Genomic DNA, 15,559 nt, shown 5'->3' on the forward strand with positions numbered 1-15,559 from the left:
GGGCCCCGAACTACACGATGATGAGCCCGCTGTTCAACGACGGCGTCCCTCAATCGGTTACCGACATCCTGTCGGATGAGGTGGTGGCGGCCATGGCCGAGCATGCGCCCCGACGGCGACATTCTCACCCCCGAGTGGCGAATGTGGTGGAAGCACATGCCGGACTACCGCCTCGTCAGCCCGTTCGAATGTGTCGCTGGAGACTGGGGCTTCTCGTCCTGCGACACCTATGCGGGGACGCTCGCCGACGGGACGAGGCTGCAATTGCGAGAGTGGGACTACATCTGGACCGACGCGGACGGGCGTATCGCCCGCTGGGACTGGTTCGTCGACACCGCCGACTGGAACCCGTTCCTCGAGCTCATCGGGCTCGGTCCCGAAGGGGTGACCTACCAGAACTACACGGTCAACTTCTTGCGTGAGGGCGGCGCGGGCGCGCGATGAACGATCACTCCGGCGGCGCCAGGAGTTCCTCACCCCATGCAGTCGAACCCGGTTAGAGCCCGATCAGCTCCTTGAGGTTGCGACCCATCACGCGGGCCGTGGTCTCGGCCGGCAGATCTTCGAGTTCCTTGACGAAGTCCGCGGGCTCCGCGAGGCCTTCGGGATGGGGGTAATCGGAGCCGAACATCACGCGATCGGCGCCGAGAAGCTCGACGAGCTGCGACATGTCCTCCTCGTGAAACGGATTGATCCAGACGTGCCTGCGAAAGACGTCAGCCGGATGCTCGTCGAAATCTTTGGGCCTCTTGCGATACACCCGGTCGAACACGTCCAGCAGGCGGTACGCCCAGGAGCCGCCGTTCTCGACAACGCCGATGCGCACGCCGGGAAAGCGTTCGAACACCCCGTGCGCGATGAATGCCGCGAGGGTGTCGAAGATGTTCCTGCTCTCCTCGTAGATGAACCCGCGCAACTTGCTCAACGCGAACCCGTTGAACTCCGCGGCGTCCTCCCAGTCGTCGACGTAGCGCTCGTACCCGGAGTCCGAATTGTGCATCTGCACCGAGATTCCCGACGACTCCACCAAACGCCAGAAGTCGTCGAACTCCGGCAGCGCTGATGAGCGTGACGTGCCGTCCTCACGAGGCACGGCTGCCGGCCGGATCAGCACCGTCCGGGCGCCGTTTTCCAGACACCACTCAAGCTCTTGGACACCGAGAGCGGGATCGTTGAGCGAGATCGCCGGGACGGGGAAGATTCGGTTCTCGTAGTTGAACGTCCAGTCCTCGAGCAGCCAGCGGTTGAAGGCATGCGTCACCGCGTGGGTCAGTTCGGTATCCGACTTCGTGCGTTCTTCGAGCATCCCCGCCGTGGTCGGGAACATCACCGCGCCGTCGACGCCCTGGCGGTCCATCAGTGCAAGCCGCAGGTCCGGCCGGCGGAACTCGTCGGGGCACCTGATCGGGTTGGCAAGCTCACGCAGCGACTTGCCGTCCGGGTTGATGCCTCGAAAGTAGTCGGACCAGGCACCCGGCGTCGGGATCACCTCATAGGTCGGATTCGGGATGCACTCGGTGACGGTGCCGAGGATCTGAAGCTTCTTGCGGCCGTTGATGTCGACGAACTTCAACGCCTCCGAGTACTTCTCCGGCAGATAGCGCGTGTAGGCGTCGATGGTCTCGTACATGTGGTTGTCGGCGTCCCACACCTCGAACGTCTTGGCCTCGGTCATCGTCGGTTCCTCTCAGTCGCTGTCTCCGGCACAGATGTGTCCGGCAACGGCTGCGCTACGACGCGGTAGCGTCATTATCCTAAAACGAGAGGATACATTCTCGGTCGGTATCGAGCGTACCCGGATCGAGTGCTTGCTTCACTGGCCGGCAACCGCCGCGACGTGCGGCAGGCAGTCGATGATGCGGCGCGGTTCGTCGCCCGGTATCACGATTTGCAGATGATCGATGCCGAGTCGACGGACGGCGCCGCAGGTCTCGGCGAATGAACGGGCGTCGTCATACGCGGTAGACGCGACCGTGTACAGAGTGTCGGGCGATCGGCCGTGTGTCTCCGCTGCCCGTCGCAGCGCCGTGACGAGGTCGGTCAGCCGGGTGACCGACGTCGGCGCGGCGATCCACCCGTCCCCGATGCGCGCCGCACGGTCGATCGCCTTGGCGGAGTGTCCGCCGACCAGGATCGGTATGGGACGTTGGACGGGCTGCGGACGCGGGTCCATGGGAGCAAAATCGTAGAATTCTCCGTGGAATTCGACGTAGGGCTCATGTGCGCACCACAGCTTGCGCAACAACGCGATGTGCTCCTCGGCGCGAGCGCCGCGACGGTCCCACGGCATACCCATCGCCGTGGCCTCCTCGCGCAGCCAGCCGATACCGGCCCCGTAGGTCAACCGCCCGCCCGACAAGGCATCCAGCGTCGCCGGTTGCCTGGCGTTGGCGACAGGGTTGCGCAACGGAAGCACCGCAACCGACGTGCCCAGCCCGATGGTCGTCGTCCGGCCCGCAACCCACGCCAGCGTCGTCATCATCTCGTAGTTCGGTGCGAGGTTCTCGGCGAGCCAACCATCGGCGACCGGGGTGGGTTCTCGGCCCAGCATGTACAGCGAGGTGACGTGCTCAGGCAGCACGAGGTGGTCGACGGCCCACAGCCGGCGGAACTTGTGGCCTTCCGCAGCCTGCGCGAAATCCTGAAGAAACGACGGGGATGCCGAGGGTCCTGTGTGTGGCAGGACAAGGCCCGTCTCCATGGCGCTGCCCCCTACGGATTCATGTAGTGGCCGCCGTCGATGCCCAGGGTCTGTCCGGTGACGTAGCGCGCCTGTGGGCCGACGAGGAAGGCGACAGTGGCGCCGATGTCGTGTTCCGGGTCCCCGATGCGGCCCAGCGGGATTCGGCGTGCGAGGCGCTCTTCCATGGCGGGCTCCGCCTTGATCGCGGCGGTCATGGCGGGTGAATATGCCAGGGGCGACACGATGTTGACCGTGATGCCGTGCGGCGCCCATTCCCGCGCCAGGCTTTTGCCGAAGCCGCGCAGCGCCCCCTTCATCGTGGCGTAGAGCGGCAGGGTCGCGCTGCCCTCGATACCCGCAGGCGAGGTCATCACGACGAACGTCCCGCCGCGCTCCTTGAGCGCGGGGAACGCCGATAAGGCGCAGTGGTGGGCTCCGCTCAGCGACACCGAGAAGTGGTCGGTCCACAGTGCGTGGTCGACGTCGGCCAGCTGGTGCGGTTGGCTGGACAGATTGCTTGTTGCGTTGTGCACGACGGCGTCGAGCCGCCCGGTGGTGGTCACGGCGAGGTCGACGGCCCCGTCCACCGCTTCGGGGTCGGTCACGTCGCAACGTGCCCAGGTGGCACGACGACCGCGTGCGCCGATCTCGTCCACCACGTCCCGTCCGTTGTCGGATCTGGTGGCGACGACGACGTGGGCTCCCTCGGCGGCGAGAGCCAGCGCGATGCCGCGTCCCACCCCGGCACCGGCACCGGTGACCAGCGCCGTCAACCCCTCCAGGCTCACGGCAGCATCACCGAACCTCCATCGGCGACGACGGTCTCGCCGGCGAGGTGGTCGAGGCCCGGCCGCAGCAGGAACTTCACCGACTCGGCGACCGTGCGCATCAAGGTCGAATCGTCGGTGACGGCTGCGACGGTGAGATGACCGGCGGCGGTCCCGTCGCCGAACAGTGACAGCGGCGTGGCCACGAGATTGACCCCAATTCCTGAGGAAGACCATTGCCGGGCAGCTGATTTCACCATCGCGCGGATCCCCTCGATCGCGGTGGTGTACGCGAGGAGCCCGGCGGCACCCGCAATTCCGATGGTCGGGATCACGACGACGATGCGGCCTCCGTCGGTGGCCAGGGCCGACCGCACGCGTTGCAGCGCGGTGAGCATGCGCCACATTGAGTCGTCGACGAGGCGACGCCAGTCGTTCCCGTCGACCATCACCGTTTCGACGGGCTGCGGGCAAGGGTCGGCGACGATGACCGCGCCCGTGATCCCGGGCGGCAGCTCGCCCTCGCGGGCGACGGTGATCGCGTCGAGCTCGCTCGCCAGCGTGCCGGACAGTCCGTCGTCCGGGCCCAGGACCACCGTCGACGGGGCCATGTCACCCACCCGGCTGCTGTGCCATCCGCGCTTCGCGGATGGTGATCAGCTCGCGAAACCCGACACTCTCGTACCTCGGCTTGGGCTGAATGCCCCACTCGTCGCGTGCCGTCTGTTGGCCGGCCGCTTCAGGTGCCCCACCGAAAGGTGGCCCCCCGATCGGGTAGGGCTGTTGGCATTCGAGGCTGTCGTCGGAGAAGCGCACCTTCAGGAGCTCGCTGCAGATCTCGGTCAGCGACAGCGTCGGCCACCCGTACCAGATCGCCATCACCGGCACGGTCAGCGACCCCTCGATGACGAGGCCGAACAGGCAGACGTACAGCCCACGTTTGAGCCACTTGTGCATCCGCGCCCAGGTCGGGGTGGTGCCCAGCGGCAGCGATTCTGCCGAATCCTTTGGCTCCACAGCGGAGTTGGCCATGGTGGTCCTTTCTCGGCTGCCTTAGTCGGAGAAGATCTCGCGGTTGACGGTGTGGAGGTACGGAATGGCGAGGAACGGCGTGATGTAGAAGATGTTGAACGCCCACCATCCGAAAACCGGCAATCCGACCGCCGTGTAGCGGACGTCGGCGTACATCGTCATGTTGAGGATGTAGCCGGTCCAGACGATCACGCCGAACCAGCACGTCACGATCGTCCATTGGTGGCCCCAGCGTTTCATCTGCAGCAGGGCGATCGCGGCGGCGATCCGCATGGGAAACGCGATGAGCACGCAGACCATCACCCACGCCTTCTCGCCGGGGGCGCCGGCGCCGCCGATCCAGAGTTCGTTGTAGTGCCAGAAGTAGCCCGCGTCGATGAGGTTGCCCCATGCGGTGAAGACCGTGCGGGTGATCAGGGCGTGGTTGGCGAACAGGTCGAGGGCCCAACCGATGCTGTTCAGCGCGGCGTCGAGGATGATGACGTATCCGATCAGTGTCACCATCATCGGCCGGACCGACAAGCCTTCGCGCTGGGCCTTCCGCAACAGGTAGATGCCGCGACAGAACACCGGCAGACCGATGAGACCGAGGACGAGGGTGCCCATGAGCGCGGTGCCGGCGATACACCAGCGATCGGCGCGGCGCTGCGCAGCGCGTGTCTGCGCCTCGTGGTCGTCCATGGTGAGCGACCGGTTTGGGCTCGGCGACGTCATCGGCGTCACCAGTCTCTGGTGAAGTACATCTGGACCTGGATCGCGAACATCGCGATCAGCACGCCGTAGATGAAGATCTGAAACGCGATCAAGCCGCGCTTACGCCGTCGATCCTGATCCTGCATCGCTTTCCTACCTCTGCTCGATCAGAATGTGCCGATGTTGCCGAGCATCCAGTAGAAGAAGGCGACCAGTCCGCACATCACCACCCAGGTCACGGTCAGCCGTACAAGTTCCTGCCACATCGTGCGCCCCTCTGCCGGCGAAAGCCCTGGATCCCGACGAGAATAACACTGTTCTCAGATATGAGAAGAACCGTTTTCAACCGGCAATCCGCGCGAGCAGACGCGAAAACCCCCAAAACGGCGCCCAAAAGGGGGTGCACGCGTCTGCTCGTCAGGCGTCGGCGAGCGCGGCGAGCTCGCGCTTGACGACCTTGCCGACGTCGTTGCGCGGCAATCGATCGACGAAGACCACACGCACCGGAACGCGGTACGGCGTCAGGCGCTCACGGCACCAGGCGATCAGCTCGTCCTCGCCGAGCGAGTCGTCGGCGCGCACGACGAAGGCCCACGGCACTTCGCCGAGCCGCTCGTCGGGCACGCCCACCACCGCGGCCTCCCGCACGCGGTCGGCGCTCAGCAGCACATCCTCGACGGCGCCGGGGAACACCTTGAGCCCGCCGCGGTTGATCATGTCCGACACGCGTCCGTCGAGCCAGAGAAAACCGTCCTCGTCGAACCAGCCCAGATCGCCGGTGTGAAACCACCCGTCGTCGGTGAGCCGGTCGAAAAACGCGGGGTCGATCTTGCGGGCCGCTGTCGTGGGTGTGCGGACCATGACCTCGTCGTCGACGATCTTCACGTCGATACCCGGCAGCGGACGCCCGACCGAACCGAGCTTCGTCTCGCCCCACTCGCGGGCATCGGCGGCCGACCATCCGACGACCTCTCCGCCGAGCTCGGTTTGTCCGTAGGAATTCAGCACGATCACGCCGAACTTGTCGCGGAACCTGCCGGCCTGCACGGGAGACAGGGGAGCGGTGATGGAGCGGACGATGCGCAGGGGCGACAGATCGGTGACCGCTTCGTCGTGCAGCACCATGGTCAACGCCGCGGGAGGCAGGACTGTGGAGCGCAGCTGGTGGCGCTTGACCAGCGCCGCGAAGTCCGCGGGGGAGAACCGGTCCATCAGCACGACGCCGGAGCCCGCACGGAAGGCGAACAGCACCTGGTAGATACCCGCCCACAGGGACAGCGACAGCGGCACCAGGTTCGGCATCGGCGCCCGATTGTCCTTGCGGCTGGCGCCTTTTGCACCCCGCAGCTTGGCCAGCAACCGGTCGATCAGGTCGAGCACGGTGCTGTGGCGCAGCGGCACGGGCTTCGGCGGTCCCGTGGTCCCGGAGGTGAACTGCAGCAGAGCGACGTCGGCGTCGTACCGTCGGGTGTCTGCGGGCGGTTGGCAGGACGACGTCAGAGTCCACGCCAGGTTCGATCCGGTGATGACGGGCACCGAGAACGCCGTGAACCTCGCGGCCAGTGCGGGCGTCGTGATCACCGCGACCGGCGTGAGAATCTCGAGCTGGGTGGCCAGCTCCGCATCGGCGGCCCGCGGATTAAGCGGTGTGTACACGGCGCCGGCACGCCAGGAGCCGAACAGCGCCGCGACCGTCGTGGCCTCGTTGGGAAGCATCGCCGCGACCACCTGGCCGCCGCTCAGGCCGGCGTCGGTGAGCAGGACGCCCAGCCGGTCGGCGCTCGCGGACAGCTCGGCGCGTGACACGTCGACCGCCAGCGTGTGCACCGCGGTGTCGGGCAGATCGGCCAGCAGGTCGGCGAGGCTCACGAATCCGTCTCCAGTGGCAGCCAATTGGGAGTCCGTTTGTCGGCGAACGCCTGTGGGCCCTCGTCCTGGTCGGGATGACCCCACATCGACGTGAGGTGTTTGGCGCCCTCGCGGCATGCGTCTGTCAGGCCATGCTCGAGCGCGCCCCACAGCGCGCGTTTGGTGGCCCGCATCGCGGCGGGCGAGTTCCTGGCGATCTTCTCGGCGAGCTCCTGCGCGACGTCGCGCAACTTGTCGGGCGGATCGACGATCTGGCTGATCATGCCGAGCTGGTATGCGCGTTGAGCGCTCAGGCGTTCGTGGCTGCCGACCAGCGCCATCCGTAACACCGCCTCGGCCGGCATCTTTCGCATCAACGCGATCGTCTCCAGGGCACTGACCTGGCCGATGGAGACGTGCGGGTCGACGAAGGTGGCGTCCGAGGCGGCGATGACGACGTCGGCATCGGCGACCCAGTGCAGCCCACCGCCCGCGCACACCCCGTTGACCGCGGTGATGACCGGCTTGCCCACATTGCAGTGCTAGCCCGTCAACTTCAGGTCGAGGGTTTCCATGACCTCCCGATACTGCTGCACGCCTTCACCGTCGAGGTCGTCGACGTCGGCGCCCACCTGAAAGGCCCTGCCGTTGCCGGTATGGACGATCACCCGCACATCGGGGTCGGCGTCCAGTTCCGCCCATGCCTTGGGGAACTCCTCGCGCATCCGCGCGTCGTACGCGTTGAGCCGGTCGGGCCGGTTGTTGATGATCCAGCCGACCGGCCCGCGGCGCTCGACGATCAATCTCTGGTAGGTCACGAAACCTCCACCGGGTCAAGTGGGTGCCAGTGCGCCGGCCGCTTCTCTCGCCACGCCCGTGCGCCCTCGGCGTGGTCGGGGTGGTCGCGCAGACGCCGGATGGTCTCAGCCGCGGCATTTCTCGCTTCCGACAGCCCGACTTCCAGGGAGTGCCAGAGCGCCTTCTTGGTGGCGCGCATCGCGGTGGGTGAATTGGTCGCGACGGCAGCGGCCAGCCGGCCGGCCTCCGCGCGGAGCTGATCGGCAGGAACGACCTGTGAGATGATGCCCAACTCGTAGGCACGCTGCGCGGAGATCCGCTCACCCTTGCCGCTGAGCGTCATTCGGGTGATCGCCTCCATCGGCGACTTGCGCAGCAAGGTGATGGCCTCATACGCCACCGCCTGCCCGACCGACACGTGCGGGTCGACGAACGATGCGTTTTCGGCGGCGATGACGATGTCGGCGTCGGCGACCAGGTGCAGCCCCCCGCCGGCGCAAACCCCGTTCACCGCCGCGATCACGGGCTTCCACACGTCACAGTGCCACGACGAGATCTTCAGCTCGGCATCCCGGGTGCGGCGCGAGTGTTTGCGCATGGCCTGCTTGTCCCTGGCGACCTGCACCACGTCCATCCCGGTGCAGAACGCCTTGCCGTTGGCGGTGTTGACGATGACCCGCACGTCCGGATCGGTGTCCAGCTGGGTCCAGGCGGCCTCGAGCTCGTCGAGCATCAGCGCGTCGAACGCGTTGCCGGCATCGGGACGGTCCAGGATCAGCCATCCGACACCGTCGGACTTCTCGACGACCAACCGCTCGTAGCCGCTCACGAGCGCGGAATCTCCTTCCAGGGCTTGCCCTTCCACGGGTCTGGCTCCTTGGGCAGGCCGAGCACGCGCTCACCGAGAATGTTCTTGTTGATGTCAGTGGTGCCGCCCTCGGTGCTGTTGGCTAGGCTGCGCATCATGCCCTGTACCTCGCGAGGCAGCTCGTCCGGATCGTCGGACGCCGGCCAGGCCACCGCGGCGGTGCCCAACAGGTCCACCATGAGATCCTGGATCTGCTGGTTGAGCGTGGCCTGGTGGACCTTGCCGATGGAGGACGCCGCCCCGGGCGATTGACCGGCCGAAAGCGCCGCGCGCACACGCGCGTTGGTCCAGCCGCGGATCTGCTCCTGGGCCCACAGGCGCATGATCTTGCCTCGTACCACGGGGTCGTCCCAGCGTCCGGCTTCGCGGGCGAGCGAGATCAGTCGTTCCGCGCTGGAGCCGCCGAGGCGGCCCATGCCACCGGATCCCGAACCCGACACCATTTGGCGTTCACTGGACAGGGTCGAGGCGCTGACCCGCCAACCGTCGTTGACCTCTCCGACCCGATGGGCGTCGGGAACACGCGCACCGTCGAGGAAGACCTCGTTGAACTCCGCCTCACCGGTGATCTGCCGAAGCGGCCGCACTGAAACGCCGGGTTGGTGCATGTCGAGCAGGAAATAGGTGATGCCCCGGTGTTTCGGCTGATCGGGGTCGGTACGGGCGAGCAGGATCGCGAAGTCCGCCTCGTCGGCCCAGGTGGTCCACACCTTCTGTCCGGAGATCACCCAATTGTCGCCGTCGCGCACCGCGCGGGTGGCCAGCGAGGCGAGGTCGGATCCTGCGCCGGGCTCGCTGAACAGCTGACACCATTTTTCCTCGTTGCGCACGATGGGCGGCAGGAAGCGGCGCCGCTGCTCCTCGGTTCCGTGGCTGAACAGCGCCGCGGCGGTGTTGTTGAGCCCCAACGGGTTCAGCCGGGTCAGCCGCAGCGGCGCGAGCACGTCCTCGATTGCGCGTGCGACGTCGTTGCCTACGCCGAGGCCGCCGTGTTCGGGGAGCCAGGTCGGCGCCACCAGGCCGGAGCGAGCGAAAACCGGATACCAGTCCCGGTAATCCTGCGGGGTGCGCACGGACCGCAGCGCGGCGGGGCCCTCGGCTGCGGCTGTGCGCCAGCCGGCGGGTACTTCGGCCTCGACCCACTTCTGCACGATGCTGACAGCCTCGGCAGCGGTGGTCTCTGAGGTGATCGGCAGTGAGCTCACTGTCTTCAACGGCCTTTGAACTGTGCGTTGCGTTTGTCCCGGAAGGCGGCCAGGCCTTCCTTGAAATCCTCGCTGCGGCTAGACAGTTCGAGTGCCATCGCTTCGTTGTGTAGATGACGGTCGAGATCGAGTCCGTTGCCGCTCTGCAGCAGCCACTTGGTGAGGCCCAGCGCCACCGTGGGTGCCCCTGCCAGTCGGTCGACGAGTTCGGCTGCGGCGGAGTCGAGTTCAGCGTCGGGATGAGCGCCGTGGATGATCCCCCACTCGGCGGCGGTGGTTCCCGAGAGCTCCTCACCGAGCATCAGCAAGCGGCGGGTGTGCACCAGCCCGACGAGCCGGGGCAGCAGCCAGGCCGCGCCGCTGTCGGGGGTGAAGCCGCGCGCCATGAACGGTTCCCAGAACCGGGCATCCTCGGCGGCGACACAGAAGTCCGATGCCAGTGCGATGTGGAAGCCCAGGCCGGCCGCCCAGCCGCGGACCACGGCGACGATCGGGACCTGGGTTTCCAGTAGCAACGGGATCAGCCGGTTGGCCTTGTTGGGCAGCCGGCGCTGGGTGCTGCCCACGCGAGGCTTGCGCTCGGACTTCGCGTTGTTGGCGACCAGGTCGGAACCCGCGCAGAAATCCGGTCCTGCGGCGTCGATGCGGATGACGCGCACCGCTTCGTCGGTTCCGGCCGCGGCGAGGTGGCCGACCATCGCGTCGAGCATGGTGTCGTTGACGGCGTTGCGTCTTTCGGCCCGGTCCAACGTCAGGCGCAGGACGGGGCCGTCCAATTCGGCTTGGAGCCCTGGCACGCTCGAGTAGCTCACGGCGGAACTCACTGCCCGGCGAATCGGGCCGAGACGGCCGACAACAGTTCGGAGAGGTTCGTGGCCCCGCCCGGCGGATCGGGCAGCCGGACAGGACCGCGTTCCCTGCTCGGCAGCAGGATCGTGGCGTGACCCGGCGTGGTGACCTCGCCGCGGTGATTGGTCGCCGCGAGGTCCACGTCGACCGCCGGTCGGTCGCCCTCGGCGAGGTACTTGCGCGTCACGACGCCGGTGATGGTGTGCAGGTCGCCGACGTAGTTGAACAGCCGGAACTCGCAGTCCAGCTTCCACAGCCAGGCGTCATCGCCCATCCAGTCGGTGCACAGATGAATCAGCCAGGTCTCGCGCATCCGTCCGTAGTCGAACGTCGTTGGGTTACCGGCGTTTTGGGCGGCGCTGGGCTCCCAGTGCACGCGCTGCTGGACGTCGGGGACACCCTGCTCGTTGGGCGTGTAGAACCGGGGAATCCGTTGCCGGTTGCGCCAGGCCAGCCTCAGCGGCCGCACGCCATAGATGCCGGTGCCCATCCCGATGTGCCAGCACACCATGTCGGTGACGGTGAGCGGCCCCTTGGTGAGCGGATCCATCTCGTCGCCCTCGGTCACGTCCTCCCACCAGCGCGGCTCCGCGCCCCTGGGCGTCTCGCGGGCGTACCGCTCGTCGATCTCGGCGATCTCCTCGGCGGTCCACGTCTTGATGGCCACCGACTCGTACTTCTTGCGGCCCCTGGCCTTGCTGCGCTCGGTGCGGATCATGTTCCGGTACTGACCGCCGAGAAGGACGCCTTCGTCGTCGCGGAACACCTGCGCCGACCATTCGTGCACTGCGCGCGCGGCGAACTCGCTGCTCTTGTCGAGTGCGGCGACGAGGGCGTTGCGCCGGAAGACCCGACGGTTCGCACGCAGCGGCGCCCACCACTCTCGCGCTGACCCGCCGTAGAAGGCGTGCACGCCGCGCAGCGGATCACCCTTGGTGGCCGCGCGGTCCTCCGCGGACAGTTCGGTGATCTCGTCTTCACCGATGAGGGTGTCGCCGCCGATCAGCGGTGGCGGTGCGATCGGCTCACCCCACACCGATTTGGTCGCGTACTCCGGATCCGACCACAGCGGGTTGGCATCGCCGTAGCTTTCCGCGACGATGCGGAACGTGTCCTCGTTGGGGCGGCGGTAGTGCGGCGGTTGGGGATGCGGCACGGCGATGCCGATGGTGGCGCGCAACCTGGCCAGACCCTCATCGGTGATCTGGCCCGCTGTAGAGGACTCGGTCACGCATGGCCTCCTCAGTTCGGCCGGAATGGTCGGTCGGGACGTCGGCGGAAATTAAGATACCCGAAAAACGGAAACGTCGTTAACGCAGGGGTGAGCCGGTTGACAGCAGAACAGACAGGGATCCAGGTCGCCGTCGGAACAGATGGCGTGTGCCGGATCACCATCGACCGGCCGGATGTCGGAAACTCGTTGTCTCCGTTGGATCGTGATGTGCTGACGGACGCCTTTCTCAGCGCCGCCGAAGACTCGTCGGTGCGGGCGGTGTTGTTGCGCGCGACCGGGGATCGGCACTTCTGCTCGGGTGCGGGATTGGGGCCGCATGCGAATCAGCCCGCATCGGAGAAGCGGCCCGGCGACATCGCCCGGATGCTTCAGAAGGGTTACCAACGACTGATCGCTGCGGTGCTCGATTGCGACAAGCCGGTCGTGGCGGCGGTCAAGGGCGCGGCGGCGGGTGCGGGTTTCAGCCTGGTGCTGGCCTGCGATCTGGTGGTGATGTCCACGGATGCGAAGCTGGTTCCGGCGTTCGTGCAGCGCGGCATACTGCCCGACTCGGGGGCGATATACCTGCTGACCAGGATCGTGGGGCTGCGTAAGGCCACCGAACTGCTCATGCTCGGCGATCCCGTCGACGCCCGGACATGTGAGCGACTCAGCCTGGTCAACCGCGTGGTCGCGCCGGGCGAGGCCGACGCGGTCGCCGAGGAGCTGGTGGGACGGCTGGCCGCGGGTCCCACGGTGACGCTGGGGCTGACCAAACGCCTGTTGTCGGTGTCGTCGGAGTCCGGCCGCGACCGCGCCTTCGAGCAGGAGGCCTGGGCGCAGGAGGTGGTCTCACGCACCGCCGACCTGCAGGAGGGCCTGAGGTCGTTTGCCGAGCGTCGGCGTCCGAACTTTCAGGGCCGCTGACGTCAGCCTTTCGCGGGTCCGCCGCGGATCGTGAAGGTCGTGGCGTCGTCGATCTGGTCGATCGCTTCGGCGACGAATTCCGGTGTGAGTTCGCGATTCTCGATACCCTTGGTGACACCGATAAACACCCGCGACACCTTGCCCGCACCCACGGAGTAGATGTGGGCGGTACGGTCGCAATCGGGGTGCGACAGGTAGAGGACAACCGGGGTGACCAGTTCCGGGTCCATCGCCTTGCCGGCTTCGCCCATGATGTCCTCGGTCATCCGGGTGCGTGCGATCGGTGCGACGGCGTTGATGGCGATGCCGTTGCGGGCGCCTTCGATCGCAAGGACGTGCATCATCCCGACCAGACCCATCTTGGCGGCGCCGTAGTTCGCCTGCCCGAAGTTACCGAACAGCCCCGTGCCAGAGGTCGTTTGGACGATTCGCCCGTAGTTCTGCTCACGCATGATCGGCCACGCGGCCCTGGTCACGTTGAAGGCGCCGGTCAGGTGGACGGTGAGCACCGCGTCGACCTGTTCGGCGGTCATGTTCTTGAACGCCGCGTCGCGCAGAATGCCCGCGTTGTTGATCAGGATGTCGAGTCGACCGAAGGCGTCCATCGCCGCGGCGACGATCGCTGCGCCACCGTCCTCGGTCGCGACGGAGTCACCGTTGGCGATCGCCGTGCCACCGGCGGCGGTGATCTCGTCGACCACCGCTTGGGCGGCCGAGATCGAAGCACCGCTTCCGTCGACCGCGCTGCCGAGATCGTTGACCACAACACGGGCGCCCCGACGAGCGAGTTCGAGTGCGTGACACCGTCCTAGCCCTCCGCCCGCACCGGTGACGACGGCTACCTGGTCTTCGAAATTCATCTGCGACATGCGTGAGAGGTTACATTTACGTAGACGAGAATCTGCATTCGCATCGGAGGACACCATGAGTGGGGCCAGCGCGCTGCTGCACCATGCACAGCAGCGAGCGGACCGTCTGCGCTCCCGATATCGGGCCGGCGGCTTCTGGTCGGAACAGCCGCTCGATCTCGTGCGGCGTACCGCTGAGCGGTATCCGACGCGGTCGGCGCTGCTCACCCGTGGGGCGGAGTTGACCTACGCGGAACTCGACGAACGGGTCGATCGCGCGTCGCACGCACTGCGTGAGGCCGGCGTCGGCGCAGCGACCCCGCTGGTCGTGGTGGCAGGCAATGACATCGGCTCCGCCATCGCGGTGCACGCCGCCGTCCGGGTCGACGCGGTGGTGCTGCTCGTGCCGCGCAGCGCGGGGTCGACGCAGATCGCCGACATCGTCGCGCGGACCGGGGCCCGATACGGGGTGGCTCCCGAGTGGCCACCCACGGGTGAGGCGGAGTTGCGCGACGCCTGCCGATGGATCGACATCTCGAGCGCGCGGGATGCTTCGCCGCCGGCCAGGCCGATGCGGCCCGCGGACGAACCGTCCTTCGTCCTCTACACGTCCGGCACGACGTCGCGGCCCAAGGGGGTCATCCATTCGTTGAGCACGTTGGCCAAGGCGTCGGCGAACTACATCGCCGCGGCCGGCCTCGGTGCCGACGACCGCATCTTTCTCATCAGCCCGCTCGCCTCGGTCACCGGTGTGCTGCAGGCGTTGTTCATCGGGCCGATGCTCGCCGTGCCCGTGGTGCTAGAGGACCGCTGGGATCCCGTCGCCACCTGTGATCTTCTGTTGGCGTCGGAGGCGACGTGGTACGGCGGACCGGACCGGCTTCTGGACCGGCTGCTCGACGAGGCGGTCGCCCGCGGGAAGGACGTGCCGCTGCGCGCGGTGTATCTCGGCGGCACCATGCTCGACCGGCGCATCGTCGAACGGGTCGAGGACGATTTCGGAATCGTCGTCATGCGAGCGTACGGATCCTCAGAGGTGCCGGTCAGCACGTCAGGGTTGCGATCCGAAAGCAGGGCGGTGCGTCACGCCGATGATGGTGTGGCACTGCAGGATGTCGACATCCGGGTCGGATCCGCGGGCGACCCGACCGAGTGCTGCATCAAGGGTCCGCATGCGTTCCTGGGTTACACGGACAGCGAGGACGACGCCGACGCATTCGACGGGGACTGGTTCCGGACCGGCGATGTGGCCGAGATGACCGGGAACCGGGTGCGCATCATCGGGCGCATCAAGGACATCATCATCCGCAACGGCATGAAGATCCCGGCGGCGGAGGTCGAGGAGGCGGTGGCCGCCATCTCCGGTGTGCGGGACTGCGCGGCGTATTCCGTACCCGACGCGACCACCGGGGAGCGGCTCGCGGTGGCCATGGTGCTCGACGACGGTGTTCGACTGGCGCTGGCCGACGTCAGCCAGGCGCTGATGGCGGGGGGCCTGCCGAAGTACAAGCTGCCCGAGGAACTGGTGTTCTGGGACGAACCGCTACCGCTCAACGCCAACGGCAAGGTTCAACGCAACTCGCTGGATGCACGTTCGAAGGGGCGCCCGCGAGTCGTGGCCGATCGCCTCGCGTAGCGCGGACTTTCGCTTCGGGTTGCTCAGTCTTGCGACGCCCCACTGACGTTGACAGTGGCCTTCTTCATCTGGTCCTGCCAGTCCGATGCGCTGCCGGTCTTTTCCTTTTTTGACAGGGCTTTGATGGAGACATCGTGGCCTTCGGCGGCCTTCCTCAAGGCGCCGACGGTGGCTTGGTCTTTGGGAATGTGG

Annotated in this window: 15 protein-coding genes and 2 pseudogenes; 3 read left to right on the plus strand and 14 right to left on the minus strand. The window is 67.0% G+C overall.

Annotated elements, in window-relative coordinates; translation table 11 throughout:
* Window positions 1-102: 102 nt before the first annotated feature.
* Window positions 103-444 carry a nuclear transport factor 2-like protein gene (locus MELE44368_RS27220; protein ID WP_241566732.1) on the plus strand — a complete coding sequence of 114 codons (342 nt, stop codon included), beginning with the start codon at window positions 103-105 and terminating at the stop codon, window positions 442-444.
* A gap of 52 nt (window positions 445-496) precedes the next feature.
* Here the strand turns inward: MELE44368_RS27220 and MELE44368_RS22475 are convergent, their stop codons facing one another.
* The 12 genes and pseudogenes from MELE44368_RS22475 to MELE44368_RS22530 all read right to left on the minus strand — a co-directional run bounded on the left by MELE44368_RS22475 (window position 497) and on the right by MELE44368_RS22530 (window position 11,974).
* Window positions 497-1,675 carry an amidohydrolase family protein gene (locus tag MELE44368_RS22475; RefSeq protein ID WP_128110519.1) on the minus strand — a complete coding sequence of 393 codons (1,179 nt, stop codon included), beginning with the start codon at window positions 1,673-1,675 and terminating at the stop codon, window positions 497-499.
* 138 nt (window positions 1,676-1,813) lie between these two features.
* Window positions 1,814-2,701: a TIGR03619 family F420-dependent LLM class oxidoreductase gene (locus MELE44368_RS22480; protein ID WP_128110520.1), complete on the minus strand. Its 888-nt coding sequence runs from the start codon at window positions 2,699-2,701 to the stop codon at window positions 1,814-1,816.
* Window positions 2,702-2,712: 11 nt separating this feature from the next.
* Window positions 2,713-3,471, minus strand: a complete 759-nt coding sequence (locus tag MELE44368_RS22485; RefSeq protein ID WP_128110521.1) for an SDR family NAD(P)-dependent oxidoreductase — start codon at window positions 3,469-3,471, stop codon at window positions 2,713-2,715.
* Window positions 3,468-4,061: an SDR family oxidoreductase gene (locus tag MELE44368_RS22490; RefSeq protein WP_128110522.1), complete on the minus strand. Its 594-nt coding sequence runs from the start codon at window positions 4,059-4,061 to the stop codon at window positions 3,468-3,470. The genes MELE44368_RS22485 and MELE44368_RS22490 overlap by 4 nt, the downstream gene beginning before the upstream one ends.
* A gap of 1 nt (window position 4,062) precedes the next feature.
* On the minus strand, window positions 4,063-4,482 hold the full coding sequence (locus MELE44368_RS22495) for a hypothetical protein (RefSeq protein WP_276050519.1): 420 nt from the start codon (window positions 4,480-4,482) through the stop codon (window positions 4,063-4,065).
* A 21-nt stretch (window positions 4,483-4,503) separates the two neighbouring features.
* Window positions 4,504-5,163: a hypothetical protein gene (locus tag MELE44368_RS22500; protein WP_128110539.1), complete on the minus strand. Its 660-nt coding sequence runs from the start codon at window positions 5,161-5,163 to the stop codon at window positions 4,504-4,506.
* 429 nt (window positions 5,164-5,592) lie between these two features.
* Complete coding sequence (locus tag MELE44368_RS22505) at window positions 5,593-7,044, minus strand: class I adenylate-forming enzyme family protein (protein WP_128110523.1); 1,452 nt, start codon at window positions 7,042-7,044, stop codon at window positions 5,593-5,595.
* Window positions 7,041-7,841: pseudogene (locus MELE44368_RS22510) on the minus strand (enoyl-CoA hydratase/isomerase family protein). Before MELE44368_RS22510 ends, MELE44368_RS22505 begins: the two are co-directional and overlap by 4 nt.
* The gene (locus tag MELE44368_RS22515; RefSeq protein ID WP_128110540.1) at window positions 7,838-8,650 is read right to left on the minus strand and encodes an enoyl-CoA hydratase/isomerase family protein; all 813 of its coding nucleotides are present in this window, start codon (window positions 8,648-8,650) and stop codon (window positions 7,838-7,840) included. Before MELE44368_RS22515 ends, MELE44368_RS22510 begins: the two are co-directional and overlap by 4 nt.
* Window positions 8,647-9,894: an acyl-CoA dehydrogenase family protein gene (locus tag MELE44368_RS22520; protein WP_128110524.1), complete on the minus strand. Its 1,248-nt coding sequence runs from the start codon at window positions 9,892-9,894 to the stop codon at window positions 8,647-8,649. Before MELE44368_RS22520 ends, MELE44368_RS22515 begins: the two co-directional genes overlap by 4 nt.
* Before the next feature lie 5 nt (window positions 9,895-9,899).
* Window positions 9,900-10,706 (minus strand): enoyl-CoA hydratase/isomerase family protein, encoded by an 807-nt coding sequence (locus MELE44368_RS22525; RefSeq protein WP_128110525.1) that lies wholly within the window; start codon window positions 10,704-10,706, stop codon window positions 9,900-9,902.
* An 8-nt stretch (window positions 10,707-10,714) separates the two neighbouring features.
* Entirely contained in the window at window positions 10,715-11,974 is a 1,260-nt protein-coding gene (locus MELE44368_RS22530; RefSeq protein WP_128110526.1) for a hotdog family protein, read from the minus strand.
* Between the two features lie 90 nt (window positions 11,975-12,064).
* On the opposite strand from MELE44368_RS22530, the gene MELE44368_RS22535 reads away from it, so the two are divergent.
* Window positions 12,065-12,883 carry an enoyl-CoA hydratase-related protein gene (locus MELE44368_RS22535; RefSeq protein WP_128110527.1) on the plus strand — a complete coding sequence of 273 codons (819 nt, stop codon included), beginning with the start codon at window positions 12,065-12,067 and terminating at the stop codon, window positions 12,881-12,883.
* A 2-nt stretch (window positions 12,884-12,885) separates the two neighbouring features.
* Here MELE44368_RS22535 and MELE44368_RS22540 read toward each other — a convergent pair whose 3' ends face one another.
* Window positions 12,886-13,743, minus strand: a complete 858-nt coding sequence (locus MELE44368_RS22540) for an SDR family NAD(P)-dependent oxidoreductase (RefSeq protein WP_409366147.1) — start codon at window positions 13,741-13,743, stop codon at window positions 12,886-12,888.
* A gap of 64 nt (window positions 13,744-13,807) precedes the next feature.
* Here MELE44368_RS22540 and MELE44368_RS22545 point away from each other — a divergent pair, with 64 nt between their 5' ends.
* Window positions 13,808-15,367, plus strand: a complete 1,560-nt coding sequence (locus tag MELE44368_RS22545; protein ID WP_128110529.1) for a class I adenylate-forming enzyme family protein — start codon at window positions 13,808-13,810, stop codon at window positions 15,365-15,367.
* A 23-nt stretch (window positions 15,368-15,390) separates the two neighbouring features.
* Here the strand turns inward: MELE44368_RS22545 and MELE44368_RS27225 are convergent.
* Window positions 15,391-15,559, minus strand: a pseudogene (locus tag MELE44368_RS27225) (amidohydrolase family protein); the annotation flags it as partial.

Origin of the sequence: Mycolicibacterium elephantis DSM 44368 (assembly GCF_004014805.1) — a bacterium.
Lineage (GTDB): Bacteria > Actinomycetota > Actinomycetes > Mycobacteriales > Mycobacteriaceae > Mycobacterium > Mycobacterium elephantis.